General features: G+C 56.4%; 13 protein-coding genes and 1 tRNA gene. 9 read left to right on the forward strand and 5 right to left on the reverse strand.

The genetic code is table 11. The features are described from left to right. Positions 1-81 precede the first annotated feature (81 nt). A complete protein-coding gene (locus tag NZ823_14145; protein ID MCS6806268.1) occupies positions 82-426 on the reverse strand; it encodes a hypothetical protein in 345 nt (114 codons plus the stop codon). Positions 427-784: 358 nt separating this feature from the next. Between NZ823_14145 and NZ823_14150 the strand changes: the two genes are divergently transcribed. The 8 genes from NZ823_14150 to NZ823_14185 all read left to right on the forward strand — a co-directional run bounded on the left by NZ823_14150 (position 785) and on the right by NZ823_14185 (position 17,932). After that, positions 785-970: a hypothetical protein gene (locus tag NZ823_14150; protein ID MCS6806269.1), complete on the forward strand. Its 186-nt coding sequence runs from the start codon at positions 785-787 to the stop codon at positions 968-970. Between the two features lie 166 nt (positions 971-1,136). Further along, positions 1,137-2,669, forward strand: coding sequence for a sigma-54-dependent Fis family transcriptional regulator (locus tag NZ823_14155; protein ID MCS6806270.1), 1,533 nt, complete (start codon positions 1,137-1,139; stop codon positions 2,667-2,669). A gap of 721 nt (positions 2,670-3,390) precedes the next feature. After that, complete coding sequence (locus tag NZ823_14160) at positions 3,391-8,133, forward strand: right-handed parallel beta-helix repeat-containing protein (protein MCS6806271.1); 4,743 nt, start codon at positions 3,391-3,393, stop codon at positions 8,131-8,133. 558 nt (positions 8,134-8,691) lie between these two features. Continuing rightward, positions 8,692-12,825 (forward strand): FG-GAP-like repeat-containing protein, encoded by a 4,134-nt coding sequence (locus NZ823_14165; GenBank protein MCS6806272.1) that lies wholly within the window; start codon positions 8,692-8,694, stop codon positions 12,823-12,825. An 815-nt stretch (positions 12,826-13,640) separates the two neighbouring features. Further along, positions 13,641-15,713: a DEAD/DEAH box helicase gene (locus NZ823_14170; protein ID MCS6806273.1), complete on the forward strand. Its 2,073-nt coding sequence runs from the start codon at positions 13,641-13,643 to the stop codon at positions 15,711-15,713. A 106-nt stretch (positions 15,714-15,819) separates the two neighbouring features. Next, a complete protein-coding gene (locus NZ823_14175) occupies positions 15,820-16,656 on the forward strand; it encodes a metallophosphoesterase (GenBank protein ID MCS6806274.1) in 837 nt (278 codons plus the stop codon). Beyond that, a complete protein-coding gene (locus NZ823_14180; GenBank protein ID MCS6806275.1) occupies positions 16,653-17,288 on the forward strand; it encodes a CDP-alcohol phosphatidyltransferase family protein in 636 nt (211 codons plus the stop codon). Before NZ823_14175 ends, NZ823_14180 begins: the two co-directional genes overlap by 4 nt. Positions 17,289-17,500: 212 nt before the next feature. Further along, on the forward strand, positions 17,501-17,932 hold the full coding sequence (locus NZ823_14185) for an AI-2E family transporter (GenBank protein ID MCS6806276.1): 432 nt from the start codon (positions 17,501-17,503) through the stop codon (positions 17,930-17,932). A 90-nt stretch (positions 17,933-18,022) separates the two neighbouring features. Here the strand turns inward: NZ823_14185 and NZ823_14190 are convergent, their stop codons facing one another. The 3 genes from NZ823_14190 to NZ823_14200 all read right to left on the reverse strand — a co-directional run bounded on the left by NZ823_14190 (position 18,023) and on the right by NZ823_14200 (position 20,531). Beyond that, entirely contained in the window at positions 18,023-18,814 is a 792-nt protein-coding gene (locus NZ823_14190) for a hypothetical protein (GenBank protein ID MCS6806277.1), read from the reverse strand. Between the two features lie 286 nt (positions 18,815-19,100). Beyond that, positions 19,101-20,390 carry a protein phosphatase 2C domain-containing protein gene (locus NZ823_14195; GenBank protein ID MCS6806278.1) on the reverse strand — a complete coding sequence of 430 codons (1,290 nt, stop codon included), beginning with the start codon at positions 20,388-20,390 and terminating at the stop codon, positions 19,101-19,103. Between the two features lie 65 nt (positions 20,391-20,455). After that, a tRNA-Thr gene (locus tag NZ823_14200) sits at positions 20,456-20,531 on the reverse strand. 480 nt (positions 20,532-21,011) lie between these two features. Here NZ823_14200 and NZ823_14205 point away from each other — a divergent pair. Then, a complete protein-coding gene (locus NZ823_14205; GenBank protein MCS6806279.1) occupies positions 21,012-21,272 on the forward strand; it encodes a hypothetical protein in 261 nt (86 codons plus the stop codon). Between the two features lie 19 nt (positions 21,273-21,291). On the opposite strand, the gene NZ823_14210 is transcribed toward NZ823_14205, so the two are convergent. Beyond that, complete coding sequence (locus NZ823_14210; protein MCS6806280.1) at positions 21,292-23,226, reverse strand: tetratricopeptide repeat protein; 1,935 nt, start codon at positions 23,224-23,226, stop codon at positions 21,292-21,294. Positions 23,227-23,364 lie beyond the last annotated feature (138 nt).

Below are 23,364 nucleotides of genomic sequence, written 5' to 3' on the forward strand. Positions count from 1 at the left end.
CACGTTACTAAGCCGACACGCCAGAGCGCAGCAGCTTGGCCGCCAACACCACGTTGCTCGATCCGCCTTTGCGCCAGACCTTCATCCCAATGGAACCCGCCGCTGCCCATCGGTCCAGAGGGGGCAGTACCAGGTTGATCCCTCGCACCACCTTGCCCAATCGTGAAGAAGAGACCCCATAAACCCCAGACATGGGTTGCCCCCGTTTCTGACCGTATCGTCCAGCAGCAAGTAGCCTCCTTCCCCGATCAGTCGCCGAGCGAAGTCCTGCCACAGGCGTGTTGGCCAGCAGCGAACTTCTCCCAGCATTCGACTGAACGGATCATGACTGAGGCCCTCAAAGCATTCGGCTACCTCCACACAATTGGCTCTCGTATCGCGATAGATCAAGGCGATGATGTAACGGGTCATCAGGGTTTCTATCATTATTTTGCTCACAATCTGGTGTAGAAACCCTGACCATACCCTCACTTCCCTCACCGGCGTAAGATCTGAGAAGAATCGCGCATGCGCTCCGCGCACGCCACGAAGCATGAAAACTTGGGAGCGCCAGCGTGCATCAGCCCGCAAGATGTGGGCCCACCAGACTAAATGCAATTGAAAATTGCTCTAGCCATTGGGCGCTGACCCTAAGCGCGGATAACTAACGCAGGCAATTTCCTACTCGATTGAAAATTGCTCTAGCCATTGGGCGCTGACTCTAGCCCACACAAGGTTTCGAGTGTTGTGCACTATAACGTGCGGCTGAAAATCTTTTTTCCGAGCATAGGAGCTGGCCGACCGTGTGGGGATCATGAAGGAGGGACGCAAGGTGATGGAGCGGACACGTGAAGAATTGACGCATGAAGACATCGAGCAGCTCTATCTCGATTACATGCACGGCAGTCCAGAACCAGACGCCGCGCACGAGGCACTGGAGCCGCACGCACCACAACAGGATTCGCTCAACAGGACGATGCTCAACCGATGAATAAAAGAAGCTCGGCGAGCCGCCGACGTAGCATTCGGCTGGACACGAACGCGTGACGGGCGATACACTCTCATCCTTCTCCGAGGAGAGCACGTTGACCCAATGTGACCCGATAGAAAGCTGAGCTACCCTCGGTCGCACATTGTGTTTAAGGGGGAATGGGCCGATGTCAGCAGAGGCGACATTGCCGGCGAATTTTCTTTCTGAGCTTTTAGGCTTCGCTTCGCGTCCGGCGAGCCGATTAGACGGGCTGCTGCGCTTGCTGCTGGAAAAAGCGTTGAAGCTGACCGGTTCGGATGTGGGTGGGGGCATTCTGATCTTTGCGGCAGAAGGGCAGCAGCCCACGTTGGTAACATCTGTTCTAGAAGGCGAGTTGGCAGACACGCTAAGCAATCTGTTAAGGGCGTGGCAGCAGCATCGGCGCAGTCCGGCGTTGATCGTTTTCAATTCTGGGCAGGCGTACAGCAGTGATGATCACCGGCAAGAGCCAGTTTATTTTCCGCTGCTGGCAGGGAGTCGGTCATCGGTGTGGGTGCCGTTGTTGGATGGGAAGCAGGTGGTTGGGGTGTTGCATGTGGAGGCGTCGCAGGCAGGGCACTACGGGGAGCGTGAGGTTGTTCAGCTTGAGGAGTTGGCGGCTGAGGCGGTGGCAGCGATCAATCGGCTGCTGTTGAAGGAGTGGATGGCGCACGGTGGCGCTTGGGTGGAGATTGTGGGAGCCAGCCCTGCGTTTGTGGCGTTGGAGCGGCAGCTCAAGCAGGTGGCCGGTTCGGCCAGTCGTTCGGTGTTGCTCAGCGGGGAGCGGGGCAGTGGGAAGGAGTTGGCGGCGCGGGCGATTCACTATTGGAGTGAGCGGCGGGACAAGCCGTTTGTGCCGGTGCTGGTATCGGCCATGACGGAGAGCATGGTGGCTGATGAGTTGTTTGGGCATGAGCGGTATGCGTTCACGGATGCGAAGCAAGCGCGGAAGGGGAAATTCCGGGCTGCTGATGGTGGGACGCTGTTTTTGGACGAAGTCGGCGATTTGTCGCCGGCGGTGCAAGCGGCATTGCTGCGGGCGATTCAGTGGGGTGAGATTCAACCTGGGGGACGAGACCTGCCGGTGCGGGTGGATGTGCGTGTGGTGGCGACCACCAACCAACATCTTCCAGAGTTGATCGCGCAGGGGCGGTTTCGGCAGGATTTGTATGATCGGTTGAGAGTCGTTGAAATCCGTGTGCCGCCGTTGCGTGAGCGGCGGGAAGACATACGGTTGCTGGCCGAGCATTTTCTGCGGAAGTATTGTCAGCAGACGCGGCGAGAGGTGATGAGCGAGGGTGTGTGCGCTGCTTGTTCACAGACCGAAGAGGTGTGCTGTGCCACGGCGGCGTTCTACGAGGCGTTACAGGCGTATGATTGGCCGGGCAATGTGCGTGAGTTAGAGAATTTGATCATTCGGTTGCTGACGGATGTGCGCGATGAGGTGCTGGATGTGAAGCATCTGCCGGAGGAGATTCGACGGGCTTCCATGCAGGTGAACAAGCCGACGGTGGAAGAGCTCCGTCTGGATGTAGCGATGAAGAGACACATCGAGCTAGTGCTGCGAATGACCAACTACAACCAGCGCCAGGCGGCTAAGATTTTGCGTATCCCGTATTCTACACTTCAGAACAAGATCAAAAAATTAGGAGTCGAGATCAAAAGAAAGCTGAGGGTTTAGGCTCAGATTGTCTCGAACGAAACGGGCTCCCTTCACCATTTTGTGAATACGAGGTTTTGATTCACCGTATTTGGTGAACGGGATTTCTTCTTTATAGGAAATAGCTTTCCTCGATTTTCTCGCCGCTCCTATTCTGAGTCACCATATTCGGTGAATCGGAGTCTTGAACCGGTTGACTTGGCAGATCGGCCTCTTTCGTCTATCCGTGGGCATGCAAGCAGTTAGCAATTTCCTTTGTTGTTAGCTTCTCTGGCACTGAGATTGCAAAGAAAAAGATTGATAACCAAGCTGAACTGGCATGCCGAACTCTTCTTGGTGAGAGAAGTGAATTGTGAAGCATGAGGTGAGTTTATGGTGGTGTTCAATAAGAAGTTTTTGAATGTAGTGGGGGGTAAGACTTGCGCGAGAAGAAACGGTGCACAACTTGGCTAACGGCAGGCTAGGATTTTGTTTCTTCTTCGGTGGCTTGAGTCCTCTTTGTGATTTGGCAGGACTCGCGGAACGAGTAGCTTAAGCCCCCAACGATCTGAAACAAGGTTCTATTGTTGTTAAGGTCTCGTTAAGGAGGGGACGATATATGCAACGCTCAAATTCATTTAGAATGCTCGCGTCTATCCTGGTTTTTGGCCTCATAATCAATCTCTTTTGGGTCCGGCATTTTCATCAAGCGGCTTCCGTAGCTCATGCTGTTTTGCCGGAGGCCAGGCCTTTTGGACACGTTATGCTACCTAGTCTTGACATTGAGCCTGCGGCGGCAGCGCCCATGCAAGGGCCGAGCGTGGACATCGAAGGCGGGAGTATCCTGATTGGTCAGCGGGTGCAGGGAGTGATTGACTCCAATTCGGATGCTGACGTGTATCAATTTCAGGGCGTCGCCGGTGAGTCGGTGAGGATCGAAGTGAATACCACATCGGGCGCACTCGATCCGGCGGTCACGCTCTTTCTCGATGCCTCGCGATTCTTCCCGCGTCCGCCGAGTCCCGCACATTCACTTTCCGCCGGCATGGAGGTCTTCACGCAATCATTCGCTGAAGACCTGGCTCAGCAGGGCACGGTATTTGTTGACATCACCGCGCCACCCGATGGCTCGACAATTCCTATTCCCGCCAATCCGACTAATATTCAGTTAAGCGGCAAGGCGGGAGTCACGGGAACTGGCGTTCCGACGAATCTCGAAGTCTGCATCGTGCTCGACGTTTCAGGCAGTGTGGACGATCAGGAGCACAGCTTGCAGGTCGCGGGTGTGCGCGCGATTCTGGCCGCCCTTGACCCCGATGGTGATGGGTTGCTCACATCGTCGGTCGCATTGGTTCAATTTCATACCACGGCCGCCATCGTCGTTCCGCTGACTCGATCGCGCGCCCAAATAGAGAGCGGCCTGGCGCGAATCGGATCGGGCAGCACCAATTACTGGGACGCGCTTGAGAAAGCCCTTCAGGCACTGGCTCCTTCCAGCGCGACAGATAATATCGCCGAGATGGTGCTCTTTTTCTCGGATGGAGAACCCAACACAGGTGGGGATTACAGAGCGCCTGGAGGCCCGCTCGAACGCTTCCGTCCTGCTGGGATTCGAATTGATACGTTCGGCATCGGCACTGAAGTGCGTGCATCCACACTGATCGAAATCGCCCAAGCCACAGGCGGCACGTTCACGGCGATTCCCACGTTCGCGGATGTTCCGAGGGTTACCGCCTCGCTGCCGGGCGTCGTTGGGCTTCAATCCGTCGTGATTGATACCACCGGTGATGATCGCGGCGATGTCACCGCCAATGTCGGCGTTGACGGGAGCTTCACTGCCACTGTGCCCTGTCGCGTCGGGCGAAATGTTTACACGGCGATTGCGACGGCCACTAATCCGAGTCTGCCGGCAGCAAGGGACACAATCACTGTATTTGGTCAGCTTCGGCCACATGTCGGTTCCAACATCGGCGTCATCCATGATGATAATTCCGGTCCTGGCAACAATGCGCTCATCAACGTAATTCAATTGCCGGTGTCGGGCAGATACCTCATTCTGGTAGCTTCCTCTAGGAGCGCTAGCAGCGGCGGTTATGAACTGATTCTCAGTCCGATTGACAAAAATAGCAACGCCGTGGCCATCGGTGTGGGCAACGAAGTCAGGATCCATAGTACGCAGACCGGCGCTCAAGCGCTGTCGCTTGGCTTGGCCACATTTCTCGGCTTTAGTCCGAGTGGCGAAACAGCCGCCATCGGTGTGGGCAATGAGGTTAGAATCCTCAACACCCAAACAGGCAATCAGACGGTCTCACTCGGGTTGGCGACGTTCTTGGCGTACTCGCCTGATGGAGAGGCGGTTGCAATCAGAGTTGGCAACGATGTTCGCATCCACAATGCTCTCACCGGCCAGCAGATGGTATCACTCGGCTCAGCTACGTTTCTCGGTTTCAGTCCGACTGGAGAAATGGTAGCCGTCGCCGTCGGCACTGATGTGAGAGTTCACAACACACGCACCGGCGCGCAAACGGTATCGCTTGGGTCGGCGACGTTCCTGGGGTTTTCACCTGAGGGGGAGACGGCGGCTATCGGTGTCGGCGCGGACGTTCGGGTTCATAACGCTCGTACCGGCGCGCAAGTGATCTCGCTAGGCTCAGCGACGTTTCTGGGATTCTCGCCCGATGGGGAGGCGGTCGCCTTCGGTGTGGGCACGGATGTTCGGATTCATAATACTCGGACGGGCGCGCAAGTGATCTCGCTTGCGGCGGCCACGTTTTTGGGTTTCTCGCCTGACGGACAATCCGTTGCCGTCGGCGTTGGAAGGGATGTTCGCATTCATAATGTACAGACTGGTCAGCAGGTGCTCTCACTTAGCTCGGCCACGTTTTTGGGTTTCTCGCCAGATGGAGATACTGCTGCCATTGGCGTCGGGACCGACGTTCGCATTCACAATACGCGAACCGGCCAGCAGATGGTATCGCTCGGCTCGGCCACGTTCTCGGCATTTTCGCCAGATGGAGAGACCGTCGTGATGACTGTTGGCGGCGATGTTCGCATCCACAATGTTCAGAGCGGCGCGCAAGTGTTGTCGCTCGGCTCGGCCACGTTCCAAGGGTTCAGCCCGGATTCAGGAGCAGTGGCACTCCGAGTGGGAAATGATGTACGCATCCACAACGCTCGCACGGGCGGGCAAACGGTGTCGCTGGCATCAGCGACCTTCTTGGCATTCTCGCCGGACGGACAAACCGCTGCTATCGGCGTCGGCACTGATGTGCGAATTCACAACACGCGGACGGGTCAGCAGGTGGTGTCACTTGGGTCGGCGACGTTCTTGGGATTCTCGCCTGAGGGGGAGACAGTGGCCATCGGCGTTGGCACGGATGTGCGGATTCATAACACACGGTCTGGTCAGCAAGTGGTGTCGCTTGGGTCAGCGACGTTTCAGGCGTTTTCGCCTGACGGAGAGACGGTCGCCATCCGCGTCGGCACTGATGTGCGCATTCACAATGCGCGAACCGGCCAACAGATGGTCTCGCTCGGCTCGGCCACGTTTGTGGCGTTCAGCTTGGATGGGGATGCTGTGGCCATCGCCGTCGGCACTGATGTGAGAGTTCACAACACACGCACCGGCGCGCAAACGGTATCGCTTGGGTCAGCGACGTTTTTGGCGTTCAGCTTCGACCATACGCGGGGACCCTCCGGCGGGCAAGGCCTGAACGATCTTTGCATCAACGCCAGAGAGATTACCAGAGTGCCATTCACCGAGACGCTCGATACGACGCGAGCGACCAGGTCCGATGACGATCCGCTGCAATCATGCACAGGTTCGCTGCGGAATTCCAATAGCGTTTGGTATAGGTTCACCCCAAGCACGAGCGGCACCGTCACTGCCGACACCGCCGGGAGTAATTATGACACAGTTCTCTCGGCCCATATCGGGTCGTGTGGTGCGCTGAGTGAAGTAGCTTGTGATGATGATAGCGGCCCCGGCCTCACCTCGCAGATAAGGTTCGAGGCGATTGGTGGGCGAGCGTACTTTTTCATGGTGACCTCCTTTGGTTCCAGTTCAGGGGGCGGCACGTTGGTGTTCAACCTGCAATTTGCGCCGCGCGGGCAGCGGATCATTCGTGTTGCTCAACGCGGCGGCGGCGATTTCGCCAGCGTGCAAACGGCCATTGACGCTGCACGACAGGGCGACATTGTCGAGATCATTGATTCGGAGACGTATCGTGAGAATCTGCTGATCACGACCAATGACATCACGGTACGTGCTGCGCAAGGTCGAACGCCGGTGATTGATGGAAGCTCCAGAGAAGGGCACGCCATCGAAATAAACGGCGCAACCGGCGTCACCATCGAACGGTTAACCATTCGAGGTGCAACTGGAGGCGGCGTGGCCGGCGTGCGGGCTCGCAACGGCGCAAGCGCAACGCTGATCAACAACGTGATCACGAGTAATACACGCGGCGTCAGCGTCTCTGCCTCGCAGGTGATTCTGCGAAATAATCGGGTCGAGAATAATCGTGGGACGGGCATCATCTTCTTCACTGGATCGTCCGGCTTCATCGAGGGTAATACGATTCAAAACAACAATGACAATGATCCCACTTCGCCGTTCGATCGGGGAATCGAGCTTCAGAATCTGGCACAGACGATGGAAATCAGGAACAACACGATCTCCGGCAATGCCAGCCACGGGGTCATTATTTTCAGCTCCAACGTGACACTGACAGGCAATACCATCTCGGGGAACGTTCTCGGTATCCTGGCAACGCTCTTCAGCAGCTCGGCCTCGGGGTCAGTCGCCATGATTCGGAGCAATACCATTGAGAATCACCAGCAAGGGGGTATCTTGCTTCTTGCTCAGACATCAGGAGAGATCACCGCCAATAAGATTCTCAATAACAACGATCGGAATGCCAGTACCTTCTTTGATCGTGGGATTGAGCTGGTCAACACGGCGGGCGAGATGCGGATCCAGAACAACGAGATCACCGGCAATGGGAATCAAGGGGTGATCATCTTCTCGACGCGAGCGCGGTTGATCAACAACTTGATCGCCAATAACACGGCGGGAGTTGTCCTGAACGCGTCCTCCGATACGCCGACGGTTGGGGCGCAAGTGAGTCTCATCAACAACACGGTCGCGTTGAACCGCGATCTCGGCGTCGGCGTCGTCACGGGCTCGAACTCGCGGGCAACCATCATCAATTCGATCATCAGCGGCAATACTGATGATCTCGATGGTGTGGCTGCCGCTGATGTGAGCTTCACGTTGATCGGAGACGGGACGTTCGCCACGCTGAACAACAATCTGACCGGCGATCCGAGGTTCGTGAATGCTGCGGGCGGCAATTTCCGGCTCCAATCTAATTCGCCAGCGATTGATCGCGGCAGCAATGCAGCCATCGCCGGCGTCACGACCGATTTGGCCGGCAACCCGCGCATCGTGGACGGCAATCGGGATGGCACGGCGACCGTAGATCTCGGCGCGTATGAGTTTCAATAGAGCGATTTGTGAATAAGTTGACCCTGGGGGCGCGTGCTTGCAGCGTGCATGAGCCGGCAAGATCCGAGGCCCCCAGTCAAAGGCAACTGAAAATCGCTCTCGATCACCCGGCAAAACACGCGGACGAGGCCAGATGAGAACCCTCACTATGACCTGCGTCAATTGCGGGATGACTGGTGTTTCAGAGATGAAACGGAGATTTCAAATATGAGCGGATCATTTCGACTATAGTTTTTGCGCTAGAGCTCATTGATTCGGATAGGATTTTTCTCAGCAAACCATCGGTTGGCGACACAACTTGTTGGTGAACTGGTTATTTGGTTCATTCTGTGCAGAAGGTGTTTCAGCATCGCAACGTGTAGAGCAAAAATAGAAGAGCACGGCTTGAAAACCTTCGAGGCAATCTCTAGCCAAGCTATTTTCAAATCAGGTGATTAAGCGGTTTGAGCTGCGCTTGCTGCTCTGGCACGTTGATTGCTTCGTAACGGCTGGTTCTCGGCAAGGAACTGAGAGCCAATGCTGATAGCGAAATTTTTGAAGCTAAAGGAGAGAAGAATCATGAATCGGATTTTGATAAGCGTTGTATCCGTGACCGCGCTCTTGGCCTCTGCTGCGGCCCTTCCGGTGGTGGATGCTTATCGGGACGGTGGACAGAAGGTGGTGGTGTCAGGAGCGAGGTCAGCTCCTCATCAATTGAACACTCATACAGAAACGAATTGGGCCAGGATGGCCTATGTGGTGAGGCCCGACACGGCGAAGACGGCATCAGCGCTGGCCGGGCTACGGGCCGTCCAGTTAATTGAGCGCGACTTCAACGGAGATGGACGGGCTGACATGCTGGCTGTCTACCGAGGCGCTGGTCAGGCTCAGGTGAGTTTGCGCTTAAATCAGGAATCGGGAGGTTTTTCTCAACACCATGTTTCGGCGCTGGCCGGTCAATCTCCAACAGCCGTGGTGGTGGAAGACATCAATTTCGACGGGCATCCGGATGTGTTGATCGCGTTTGAGGACCTTGCTGCTGTTTCCTTGGTTGAGGGCCTCGGTGGGGGCACTTTTGGCGAAAAGCAATTTGCTACTGGAACTGCTGTGCAGGCGATGACAGTGGCCGATTTTGACCAGGATGGCTATGTGGATATCCTTGCAGCGGGCGCTTCGGCTCAGGCTGTGGTGTTATTGCGGGGTAACGATCACGGGTTTGGATTGCCGGTAACGTTGTACACTTGGCCAGAGGAGAAGCGGATTGAGCCGGTCGCGCTGAACGTCGTTGATGTGGATCAAGATGGGTTATCCGATGTGGCTGTGACGCACCGTCGTGGAGTAGACGTGTTGGTGGCGGCCAACGTGTATGAGCCAACAACGTTAATCGTCACACCGGCGAGCGTGGTTGATGTAGCGTGGGCGGATTTCAATGACGATCAGAAGCTGGATTATCTGATTGCCTTAAGTAATGGCTATCTGCAGATAGGGTTGAGCAATCAAGATGGTCGTTTTAGCAGAACGCAGACGTTGCAAACTGGTATGCTGATCAAACAGGTTGCCACGGCTCAGTTGAATGATGACGGCTATGCCGACGTGGTGATGGTCTGCGCCGAAGAAAAGAGTTTGTTGCTTGCGCTCAACGATGGCAGTGGCGGCTTGAGCCGCACGTCTCGGTTAACGCTCACTGCCCAGCCCGATGCCGTGACAAAGACGCGGCTGAATAAAGATGGGATTGATGATTTGGTGATTGCTGCGGATGATGGTGGCATGCACACGGCGGCGAGCGTGACAGCGACGATCACCGTCAATTCCACACGCGATGTCATGGATATTCCAGCCAACGGGCAAATGAGTCATCTGCCTGGGCCGGATGGCCGAGTCTGTTTGCGGGAAGCCATCGTTGCAGCCAATAACACGGCTGGTCCGCAGACGATCGTGTTCAACATTCCCAGGTCAGATAGCGGGTTTGATGGCAGAGTATTTCGTTTGCAAGTGACGTCAGCCTTGCCGGAGCTGAGCGGCGGTGGAACGACGATTGATGGATCGAGCCAGACGTTGTTCACAGGTGACACCAACCGGGCCGGTCCGGAAATCTTTCTTGATGGCCGCGCTGCCGGTCGCAATGTGGATGGCCTTTCGATGACGTCCTCGCTTAACGTCGTTCAGGGGTTGATTGTGTCGTCGTTTTCAGGCAGCGGTGTGAAGATGCTCGGTCGGGCGGTCCAGAATATCTTGGTTGGTTGTTACATCGGCACCAATGAAACCGGCACAGAAGCTCGTCCAAACGGCTTCTCCGGCGTCGTGGTGGCCGGTCAGGGATCGCAATCCAACCTGATTGGCGGGACCGTCGCAGAAGATCGGAATGTAATTTCCGGCAACGGCAGTCACGGCATCACGATCCAATTTCCTTCATTCGACAATCGCGTGTGGGGCAACTATATCGGCACGACAGCCGCTGGCGATGCGCCACTGCCGAATCTGGCCAACGGCGTGTACATCACGAGCGCCCGAGAAAACTTGATCGGCGGCGTTTTTCCAGGCGCTGGCAACGTGATTGCCGGCAATGGGCGACATGGCATCAGCATTGAATCCGGTTTGAGCAATCAGGTTCAAGGCAATCTGATCGGGACCGATGCGACAGGCTCAGTCGCACTCGCCAACGGACAACACGGGATTGTCGTTTCATTTGGTTCCGACTCAACGCTCATTGGCGGCACAGGCGCGTTGGCCCGCAACGTCATTTCGGGCAATGGACTGAACGGCGTGGAAATCACCCAGAGCAGTCAGAATACGCGCGTGTCGGGCAATCTGGTGGGCACGAATCAAGCCGGCACAGCCCCGTTGCCGAACGGCGTCAACGGCGTGTTGGTAACAACCGGCGCCACACAAACTCTTATTGGCGGTTTGAACCCGCAATCGAAAAACGTCATTGCCGGCAATAAAGGAAGTGGCGTAGTCTTGGAACGCGATTCTTCATTGAACAACCTGCAAGGCAACTATATTGGTCTGGATGCAACCGGCGCAGCGGTGTTGGCTAACGGCGGTGACGGCGTGACGTTGCGTAACACGACCAATAACACGATTGGCGGCCGTGAGCCGGGTGCAGCCAATGTGATTGCCGGCAACCGTGGCAACGGCGTCATGTTGTCTGGCGCCAATGGCAATCGCGTGATCGGCAATATCATTGGCGCCAATGTGGATCAGACCGTGCAATGGGGCAATGCCGAGAACGGCATTCTCGTTCAGGACGCCGGCAGCAATACGTTCGAAGCGAACACGATCACGGCCAGTGGTCGAGCCGGCGTGATGGTGCTGGGCGCGTCGCTGCAAAATCGAGTCAGCAAAAATGCCATCTACAACAACCGCACGCTTGGTATTGATCTGAACGGCGACGGTGTGACGCATAATGATCCGAGCGACCTGGATTCAGGCCCCAACGGACTGCGCAATTTCCCCATCATCACCGGCGTCAGTGAAGAAGCATCGGGTTTGATGGTCAGCGGATTCTTGCCGGCGCCAATGGCTTCAACACAGACGATTGAGCTGTTCCGCGCTATGCCGAGCCCATTTGGGTACGGTGAAGGTGGACAGTTCCTTGGCGAAATCAGGCCCGGCGCCGATGGTCAGTTTTCAATCATGATGCCGAAGCTGTCGGGCGATGCGCCGCTGGCCACAGCGTTGGCTAATGGCGATCAACTCACGGCGACGGCGATTGATATTGCCGGCAACACGTCGGAGTTCTCTCCCAATTTCATCATTGGCATCGGCGACACCATCGCTCCCACGGTGCAACTGTTCTCGCCTAATGGCGGTGAGCTGGTCAATGCAGGTGAGACGATGACGATCCGCTGGCAATCGTTTGACAACGTTGGCGTGGTCGCGCAAGACGTGTTGTTGTCCACCGACAATGGCAGAACGTTCATGGCGCTGCAGACGAATCTGGCCGGCGCCATTCAACAACTTCAGGTGTCTGTGCCCATCGTGTTAGAAACGGCGCAGGCCGTGGTGTGCGTGGTCGCCCGCGATGGCAATCGGAATGAAGTGCGCGATTGCAGTGACAGTCCGTTTGTCATCTTCGGGCGCGATGTGATGCCGCCCTCGGTGAGGCTCGCTTCACCCAACGGCGGCGAAATTCTTGCAGCCGGTCAACCATACACCATCACCTGGCAGAGCAGTGATGATCGTCCGGGCATGACGTGCACCGTGCTGTTGTCCACTGACGGCGGCCTCAGTTACACGACGCTGGTTGCGGGCCTGACTGGTGTCAGCTCTTACACCTGGCACATTCCCGCGACGCTCGGTTCAACACAAGCGCGAATTCGTGTCATCTGCCGCGATGCCGCTGGATTGACCTCTCAGGATGAAAGCGACGCCAACTTCGCCATTGACCAACGCCGGCCAGAAGTTCGACTGGCCGAGCCCAACGGCGGCACAATCGTCCTGCGATTGGCAAACAATCCCGTGCGCATTCAGTGGGCATCGGCCGATGATGTGGCCGTCGCCTCCCACGACATCCTGCTCTCACTGGATGGCGGTGAAACATTCTCAATCACGGTGGCGGAGAACCTGCCTGGCTCGGCGCAATCCTACGATTGGGTCGTGCCGAGGCATATTCGTTCAGGCAAGGCTAAGGTCCGCATTATCTCCAAGGACTTTGTGGGCCGACTGAATCAAGATGATTCGGATCGGACATTTATTTTGTTCCGTCCCTAAGGTCTTCTCTCTGTAGCGTTGGCTCACAACCAGAAGGGCATCGCTCGCGTGCGGGCGATGCCCTTTTTATTTAGAGCGATTTTTAATTGCCTGTGGCCTGGGACCCCGCATTTGGTGTGCCAATGCACGCGCGCTCCCAGGCTTTGATGCTTCGTGGTGTGCGCGGAGCACATGCACGACTCCTCTGAAAAAGTCCGACATCAGCTTGCGCCGGAGGCGCAAACAGCAGGTAGCCCAGACGTGCAACGTCTGGAACAGCCGATCAAACAATCGTAGCGCGTTGGAGACGCGCTGAGCCAAGGGTGGTTGCGGCGAGCGGTTCGACGGCATGAACGACCCAGTGGGAGAACTGGTGGCGCCTCTGCAAGGCGCCCTGGAATTGGGAGGATGACACCCTTCTAGACGTTTCACGTCTGGCTACCCTCTTGTGGCGTCTGCCGACGCCGCTTCCCGAGATCGTTGCCTTGAAAATCCGTGGGCGTGCACGCCTGCGGCGTGCTCGTCGGCAGGCAAAGCCTGGCCCGCTGCACGCGCGTGCTCCCACGGTAAGATCATTCGCTAACCGCCCTAGGGCGTAGAGGGACGCGATGAGCTACTTCCATCGAAGCTTTTGCCACTGATCCGATCAGTCAGCTCAGAACGCCTGCTTTTTACCTCAGCGAGCCACTCCCCTCCTTTGTCACCCGCGTCACACGTGATCACAGATCCAAAGACGTTGGTGTGAACATCGGAGTTCATCTGCGACTGATTGCGTCTGTAAGTAGCATCATGAACGCTTCGATGGGTCTGCCTGCCGTGCCTGAGCAAGCCTGCTTTTGCTACCGTTGGTTCTTTTGGAATATAATCCCAGCGCGATGCCGTATTCGTTGCGACAAGTCTTCGAGCCAGGTGGTCTGATTGCTCAACATCATCCCAATTACGAAGACCGGCCAGGCCAGCTTCAGATGGCGCAAGCGGTGCTGGAAGCCATCTCTGAAGGCGGCCACCTGTGCGTTGAGGCGGGCACTGGCACGGGCAAAACACTGGCCTATCTGGTGCCGGCCTTGGCTGCCCATGAACGGGTGATCATTTCTACCGGAACCAAAAACCTACAAGAGCAGCTCTATGCCAAGGACGTTCCCTTCCTGGAACAAGCGTTAGGGCGAAAGCTGCGCATCTGTTACATGAAAGGCCGATCCAACTATGTCTGCCTCTATCGCCTCAAGAAGGCCGATCAAGCACCCATCCTGGAAGCGCTCGACGAGATGGATTACTTCAAAACTGTCCGCCAATGGGCTTTTCAGAGCGAGACTGGCGACCGCGCTGAATTGAGTGACTTGCCGGAGTCGTTAGGATTTTGGTCGAGTGTGGATGCGCGCTCGGAGATTTGCCTTGGTCAAAAATGTCCTGATTACGAGCCGTGCTTCATCACGAGAATGCGGCAGCGCGCGCTCGAATCCGACATCGTCATCGTCAATCACCATCTGTTTTTTGCTGATCTGGCGTTGCGCGGGCAGGACTACGGCGCTGTGTTGCCCGAATACTCAGTCGTCATTTTCGACGAAGCGCACGAGTTGGAGGATGTGGCCTCGGAATACTTCGGCGCACAGGTGAGCAATTATCGGATCGCCGAGTTAGTGCGCGACGCGCAGAACACGCCTATTACCGACACAATTGCTGCCGGTGAAATCGTCAAGGTCTGTGCGCGACTCAAGCAACGCGCTGACCGATTCTGGCAACACTTTGTCGCTGCCCCCGACAGGCTTCGGCGTCGGTGGGAAAACGAATCACCCTTTGGTCCCGAAGGGCGGTATGCGCTGGATGCTAGTTTCTGCATGCGCCGGCCCGGCGCGTTGAGCGGCAGGCCATCAGATGATGAGAGCCCTGAGGATGAGCCTGCCGACTCACTCGAATTGACGCCGGCAGGACAAAGTGTGTTGGCGTTGCTCAATGCGCTCACAAGGTTGGAAACGACGCTGGCATCGCTCAAGGACGCGCCGCCGGAGGTGAGCAACCTGGTGCGGCGAGCTGGGCAGGTTCGCCACGATCTGGAATTCATCATGAGCTGCGCCGAGCCAGAGTACGTCTACTGGTATGAACGGCGCGGGCGCGGCATCTTTCTTCAAGCAACGCCGATTGACGTCTCGTCTCTATTGGCCGAACGGCTCTTCGATCGTGTGCCGACGGCGATTCTGACGTCGGCCACACTGGCCAGCAATCAATCCTTCAGCTTCATCCGTTCTCGTCTTGGGATCAAGCAAGCGCGTGAGTTGATCATTCCCTCGCATTTCGATTTTGCGCGGCAGGCCATTCTCTACCTGCCGCCCCATTTGCCTGACCCGCGTGAGCCGGGCTTTCTGGAACAGGCCGTTGAGGAGATCATCAAGGTTTTGGAGATCACGTCGGGCCGGGCGTTCGTGCTCTTCACGTCGGTTAATCAGATGACGGAAGCCTACAAGCGCGTCAGCGCGCGGGTTTCGTTCCCATGTTTGCTTCAAGGGCAGGGTTCCAAAGGGGGCCTGCTGCAACGATTCCGGCGCACGCCTCACGCGGTGTTGTTTGCCACGAGCAGTTTCTGGCAGGGCGTTGACGTTCAGGGCGAAGCGCTCAGTTGCGTCATCATTGATCGGTTGCCCTTTGCTGTGCCGACCGATCCGGTGGTGGCAGCCCGTTGCCGTTACATCCAGCAGCGCGGCGGCGACCCCTTCTACGAGTATTCACTGCCTCAGGCGGTGCTCATGCTCAAGCAGGGACTAGGGCGACTCATCCGCAGCAAAGATGACGTCGGCGTCTTGTGCGTTCTTGATCCGCGACTGCGAACAAAATCCTATGGAGAAGTTTTTCTGCGAAGTCTGCCGCCCTGTCCGGTGACCACCGATATTAACCAGATCGCTCGCGTGTTCGATTGAAACCTTCTGTTGCAGGCTGTGAGATGGCCTGTCTATAATGGCCGCTTCCAAGCAGTCTTTGGCAACCCAGGTGACCATGCTCATCAGGCAACGAAGAACAAGACGAATGCAGACCTTGACCAGGACGCTGATTGAAGCGGCTCGCCACGTTCATAACGAAGCGCGCGATATTGAAATCGTCCAGCGAGCGATCTATCTGCCGAATTTACCCGCCGCCTTTGAAGGGTACACGTTGGTTCAGCTCTCTGATGTTCATCACGGCGCGCTGGTCCGAGCGGATTACATCCTCTCGGCTGTCGCCATGATCAATGAGCGGCAGCCTGACGTCGTGGTGTTGACGGGCGATTACATCACGCATTCGCGAGCGTATATGGAGCCGTGCGCTGAATTGCTGAGCCAGCTCCGGGCCAAAGATGGCGTTTTTGCCGTGCTCGGTAACCATGAATTTTGGACGGACGCCGATAAGATGACGCGGTCGTTCAAAAAGCACCACATCCATGTATTGCGCAACACGCATACGCACCTTGAGCGCAAGGGTGAGCGCCTCGCCCTGGTCGGCGTGGATGACTCGACAACGGCACAAGATGACATACGCGCGGCGTTGCACGGAGTACACATCAACGCGCCGACAATCTTGCTCTCACACAATCCCAATGTGCTGCGCAAAGCAGCTCATTTCGGCGTGCACTTGATTTTATCCGGCCATACGCATGGCGGTCAGATTCGGCTCTCAACGCGCCAGCGGCCGCCGCATCGCTGGCTACGCTTCTATCATGGCTATGTTCAACTGGGCATGACCCAACTCTATATCAACCGTGGACTGGGCACGGTCATCGTGCCTGTTCGCTATCAATGTCGTCCTGAAATTACTGTGATCGAACTCAAGCGAACAATGCCGGAGCCAGCCAACGGCTTGAGCAGCGGCTCCCACGACGATGAATGAATGTATCACCTGGCCAATCGCCGGTGGATGTACCGCCTGAGCGCCAAGAACGCCCCACGACGATGAATGAATGGGTCACCATTGCCAATCTCCTCACCATCCTGCGAATGGTTCTTATTCCGGTGTTTGTATTGCTTGTCGTTTATCAGCAATTGAGTTGGGCGTTGTGCGTCTGGGTCGTGGCCGGATTGACCGACCTGTTTGATGGGCTATTGGCGCGCAAGCTGAATCAGACAACATCGCTTGGCGTGATCCTCGATCCGATTGCCGACAAACTTCTGGTGGCCACGGCGTTCATTGTCTTAGGCATGAAATCTATTTTGAGCGATCCGATTCCATTCTGGTTGACGGTGACCGTGATCAGCCGCGACGTCTTTATCGTGGTCGGTGCGTTGATGATCTTTATCAAAACGGGATTCCGCAACTTTCGTCCGTCATGGCCGGGAAAAATTAACACGGTGGTTCAACTGATGCTGATCACGGCGTTTCTGGCTCATCAAATTGTCGGACGCTATGCGGATTCCATGCGCGTGCTCTATTACGTCGCATTTCTGATGGCCGTTTTCTCTGGCTTCCAATACATCTTTCACGCGACACGGTTACTCAACGAACAAAAGCTTCATGAGTCATGATCTGCGACAGTTACGTTGGCCTCGCTGGGTGCCGTGGATTATCTCGGCATGCGCGTTGTTAGCATTCTACCGATTGAGTCACGACATCCTGATCGAACTGGCCGGTATCCTGCGACCAATCCTTGTTCGATTGCTCCTCTGGCTGGCGCTAGCCTATCTGACCGAACTGTTATTGGAATGGATGGAGCGCCGATTGAACTGGAATCGGGAACATGCCAGTCTGGCTGATCGGTGTTCCGTTGAGTCTGGGCACACTCACCGGCTTCGGTTATTTAATCTCCTATGTCGGCGCGTTCGTCTCTGTTGTGTTGACGCTTTTGTTGGTGTTGCTCACCACTGAGGGATGGTGGCCGCTGCTGGGCGTCATCGTGGTTTATGTGGGTGTGCACGCGCTTGAAGGGTTCTACTTGACGCCGCGGATTCTGGGCGACCGATTAGAGCTGCACCCGATGGTGGTCATCATCGGATTGATTCTGGCAGGAAGCGCCTTTGGCATACTCGGCATTGTATTGGCATTGCCGGTGCTGGCGGTGTTAAAAGTCTGGTTGGAAGTCTTGCTGGAGCCATATCTCCAATCGTTGGCTGCACAGCAACCGATCACGGCGACCGATGCCAGGGACCTCGCTAGCCTACCGGATGGCTAAGAGGCGCTTGCGCGGCTCCGCCCCAGAGCCGGAGACGATGACGCTGGCAAACTCAGTTCATGCGTTGAGCATGGCCAATCAATCGTGCAGTTATTTCTTTGTGTATTTGTCCAGTGCGGTTGGAGGCTTTTCTGGCGGCGGCGGTGTTGGAACTTGATCAAGCGCCGCCGGGTCGAGCGCAGCAATGCGCGCCACGGCTTCAGCTTTCTCCGGTTCCTCCAGTCGCTCTTTGGCCACCTGCACGTAGAGGGCGACGGCTTCTGACTTTTTGCCTTGCAACTCGAGCGCCCGCGCCAGCGCCAGTTGAAGTTGAGGCTTAGGCAAGGAACCAGGATCATCCACGAGCTGTTTGTAAAGCGATTCAGCCCGACTGTAATCGTTTTTCGCGATAGCGTGTTCAGCAAGCGCGACGCGCGCCAGACGGCTTGTGAGGGAATTTTCCTTGGCCAACGCTTCCAACGCCGATTGACCTTCGGTTGGATTCAAGTGTAACTGGCACACAGCCTCGTAATACTTGGCCATCGCGCCATAATCGGTCCAGCGATAGAGCCACGACGTGCTCACGCGCCGATAAGCTTGCAGAGCGGCGCGATACTTTTCTTCCTCTGTTTTGAAGGTACGAGCAGCGGCGCTGGCCGGCGGTGTTGTGGTCACTTCAGCGTTGAAGATGTCTGAAGCTTCTCCCAGCCGGCGCTCAGCCCGCGCGGACCACCAACTGTATCCGATCGTGACAATCAGAACGAGGGCGATAGCCAACCCGATGCGCTTGATAGTTTGCAGAATAACATCGCGATGCGCCGCCGCTTTTTCGGCTTGACGCAGATACCAATCCTGAAATGGATCATGCTTCAGTTCTTTGGCTTTGATTTTATGCTTTGGCAATTTCCTATCTCCTCAGAAAAAGTGGCACAGGCGTTCCCGCCTGTGGTGTTTTTCATCGTTTCTCTCGCGTCTTCCAGGCGGCATGTAGAACTCCTCGGAAAAGGCAAGCGCAGATTCACTGATCAGCAGATTTTCGATCAGTCAATCGGCGCTTGTTTTTCATTGTTTCTGAGTGTCGCTACTGGCGACAACTCCTGCAAGAACTCATATCGGCTACGACCGATGTGATCGTTGACCGTTTCTGGGCAAGGTTGTTTCCTCTGCGGGCCGCGCCTCTGCTGATGGGTTAGGCAGCCAGACAGAGCAGCCACCATGAAGCCAGCGGATGGGTGATCGGCGATCCTGTCGTCATCGGCGAGGAGACCGGCTCGGCAGGACGTTGCTGTCGGTCTTGCCACACGCGCATGTACCACGTGACCGCCATAATCGCGCCGATGATCAACGCAATCATCAGTCCCATGAGGATGCGCACAATGTTTCGTTCCACGCCGCTTGACCCAGCGCCCACCAAGGACATCACCGCGCCAGACGGCTCCGACGGGTGGTTTTCCATCTGCTGTGGACCGATGAAGGGCGACTGCGAAAACTCTGCGCCGGACAGTGTCCGGTCGAGGTCTGGCAAGGGGTCTATCGAAGGCATGTCGGCATCGAGCAACTCCGGCAGTAAGTAAGCCGGCAGTGACTCATCTCGTTCGATGCGTTCGAGCTGCAATGAGAATTCGGCAGGCGGCTCTGGCAGGCCATCTCCGGAAAACCGACAAAGGACAACTGTGATATTATCTTCACCGCCGCGCGCGTTGGCCAGCGCAACAAGCGTTCGGCAGGCTTGATCCAGGTCTGTACATGACGCGACAGCCTCAGCCAGTGCTGCGCCGTGAACCTTGTTAGACAATCCATCACTGCACAACAGAATCACGTCGCCGCGGTAAATGGTCAGTCGGTCCAGAACCACCACAGTGTCAGGCTGAGCGCCGAGCGCTTGCAAAATGACGTTCTTATAGGCATGATCCTGCGCCTGCTCTTCGGTGATGTAACCCGCGTCAATCAATTGATTGACGAGCGATTGGTCTTTGGTCGCCTGCGCGATGTGGTGGCCACGAATGACGTAGGCCCGACTATCTCCTACTTGAGCCAGATAAGCGTCTCCTTGGTAGTAGGCTAGTCCGGTGAACGTCGCGCCCATGCCGGAAAACTTCGGCGACGATTGACTGCGACGGTGAATCAGTTTGTTCGCTTGTTCCAGCGCCAGACGGAATTGCTCGCTGAACGGCAGCGCGTGATACTCCGGTATGGATTGGAATTTGTGCAAGTAAGCGCGAACCGACTGCACAGCCATCTGACTGGCCACTTCGCCGGCCAACGCACCACCCATCCCGTCGGAGACGGCTGCCACATAGCCGTGCCGGCCAATCTCAATGCTCATGACAGGGCTGCCCGCCGGAGCCGACTCGGTCGCTGTACGATACTCGCCGCGTGTCAGGTCGGCGAGCAGAAAATTATCCTCGTTGTTTTGTCGTACCTTGCCGACATCTGTTTGCGCCGCAACAGACACGACGACTGATTGGGGCTCAGTCATAGCGCCAAACCCCTCAATCGGCATAATTCAAGACGGTTGCGCATTGGAAAACTACCCAGAAAAGCTGGAGCCGGCGATCGGACTTGAACCGATGACCTGACGATTACGAATCGTCTGCTCTACCAACTGAGCTACGCCGGCTTCGCAGAGCCGAACAGTGTAGGAAAAACCCTAGGAGGTGTCAAGCTGAGGTTCAGCCGGTCAAGCGACCGCGCGTGATCGAATCTCCTTTGAAAATAACATTTGAGCGATTCCTCGGAAACACCACTGATGAACACAGATGGACAGTACCAATTGCGGGTTGAAGAATTCGGTTCTATCCGCTCAGACGCATTCTACGCGGGGGCCCACAGCGAGGCCCCCATACAGGCCTGCCCGCTTTCCTGGCGAAAACGCGGGCCCACAGCCACCCTGTACGGGCGGCTCGCCGTGGCCGCCCGACTCCTCTGCAAATAACCATTTTCATGCTTCGTGGCGTTTAATCGCATACGGACGATTCCCTCCTATCTGACTCCTGGCTCCTGATTGTTCCAATGAAGAATTTTCATCGGTCGTTGTGGGCTGATTGCCTATGAGCGGTTCGTGCGACACCTCGGTCGTGATTGGCACAGGAGAGCCGCTGTGCTACACTGGGGCTGCATGAATCCGAACGTGGCCATCATTTCTGCCGTGCTTGCTGTGTTGACGCTTGTACTGGCTATTTTTGGCGCGTCATGGTTGAACCAACGTGGCATGGAACGATTGATTGATGCGCTTGCTGCTGAGTTTCGCGCTGAAGTCAAGCGTTTGGATCAGCGGCTTGATTCGATTGAGCAGCGTCTGGATCGCATTGCGCGTCAACTGGAAGCGATTTTCAAACCGATGCTGCCGCCGCGCGGATAATCATGACGCCCCCTTGCGCTCATGAGCCTCGCAGTTTGGCCAATGTTTGCTCCGCCTTCCGGCGATTCACAAGTGTTTGCCCGTCGCGATAACCGCTGCTGATTCGCAGGTATTCTTCTAACGCCGCGCGCGCATCTGCTGGACGGCCCATTTCCTCATAAAGTGTGCCCAGCAAAAACAGCGCCCGGTGGGCATCCGACCAATGTTCTTCTTCAACATACTCGCGGATTGATTCCAGCTCGGCGAGCGCTTCTTCTTTTTTGCCGGCTTGGTGCAGGATGACGGCCAGATTGGCTGTGAAGCGTCCTTTATATTGAGGAATGGCTGCGCGGCCTTGACGAATGACGTTGGCCGCCTCCTCAAGCCGGCCTTGACGATGATAACAAACCATCAGTTGATCGTAGGCAGCAGCAACGTCCGGTGTCCGGCGGATGACTTCCCGAAAGTAGCGTTCAGCTTGAACAGTTTTTCCTTCCTCCATTGCGATCACGCCTAGACTGATCATCGCACTGGGCCGGTAACGAATGGCCAGCGCGCGCTCAAACGCTGCTTTAGCCTCCTGATTGCGGCCGGCCCGGCGCAGAACGTAACCGTATTGGGTCCAACTGATCACCCCATGGGCATTGGTTTGAACGCCCCGCTCCCATAGCGACACTTCGTTCGTCCACAGGCGGTTGTAACGCACGGTTTGCAGCGTCAACGGGACGCATACCGCCATAGCGACCATCAGGCACACCCATTGTGCTCGCCATGCCGACATAGGAATGAGCTTCGACAGCGACCGGGCGGCTGCCGGGATGATGACCGTCAGTACACCCAGCAGCGGCAGATACAAATATCGGTCTTGGACGATATTTTCCAAATAGAATGCCCGGATGTTCAACGCCGGCGCGAATGTAGTTAGAAAGAAGGCCAGCCCGATTTGCCGCACGGGATCGCGGTCTGCCGCAGCCACCAGAAGTGTGCCCATAATGATGATGAGCGCCAGCGGCAGTCCCACGTTCATCAGATCAACTTGCGCATAGGTGATCGGGCGCAAACCGTAGGATGGACCGATCCAGTAGGGGAAAATCGTTTGACGAATATAAAAAGCCAGCACTGATGGCAATGTAGCCAGCACGTTGCCAGGGCCTTCGGTCTCGTGGGCATGAACGAAGAATTGTCCGAGGATGAAATAGCGAGCGCTGAAGAATGCCACCGTGACCAGCACAAACGGCAGTGCCTCGCGCAAAGCGCGCCCCGCGCGTGAGGCGAACGACGCCCCCGGCGCGCGGTCCAGAACGAATATGGTGACCAGCACGAGCAATGGAAACAAGCTCACCGTCTCTTTGGCCATCACTCCAAGCGCGAACAAGAGCACGGCTGCGCCCCGTTTCCACGGGCGTGGTCGCTGCCAAGCAGAGATGACCAGCCATAAGGCGCCGAGCATACCAGCAGCCGACAGCATATTGGGTGAGCCGGAAATCCACGCCACCGATTCAACCTGCACCGGATGCACGACGAAGATCAAAACAATCGCAAAGGCCAGCGGCCAGGCCAGATTCAACCAGCGGAGCCAGCCATAAGCCAGCGTCGCCACCAGCGCGTGCAACAGGATATTGCCTGCGTGCCAGCCAACCGTGCTGTCCACCCCAAACAGCCGATAACTCACCATGAGCCACACAACAAACATCGGTCGCCAGTAATTGCTCCAGGGTTCTTCCTTCTCGCCTTTGAACGCCCATACGTCGGACGTCAGCGCCGTCCAAATGTGTTTGTTCTGCTGAATGAGCTGGTTCTGCGCAATCTGCATCGTGTCGTCGTAAATGAACGGGCCTCTGAGTGTATTAGCGAACACAGCAACGGTCACGGCAACAATCACCACCACGACAATCGTATCGAGCCGTCGCCACCCTGCGATGGATGTAGCGACAGATGGTTGCGGTTGTCGGAGTGAGTGTTGCTGTTTGCCCATGTCAATTCCAGTACGCACTGCACATCGCGACGATCGTATCGAGCCCTCGTCAACCAGGAATGTCGGGACGGAGAAATTTACCATCTGTTGCCGCGCTCTCACAATTCACGGTTATCATGTTCAGCCAATGGAGCGCAT

This window comes from Blastocatellia bacterium (genome assembly GCA_025054955.1).
Lineage (GTDB): Bacteria > Acidobacteriota > Blastocatellia > HR10 > J050 > JANWZE01.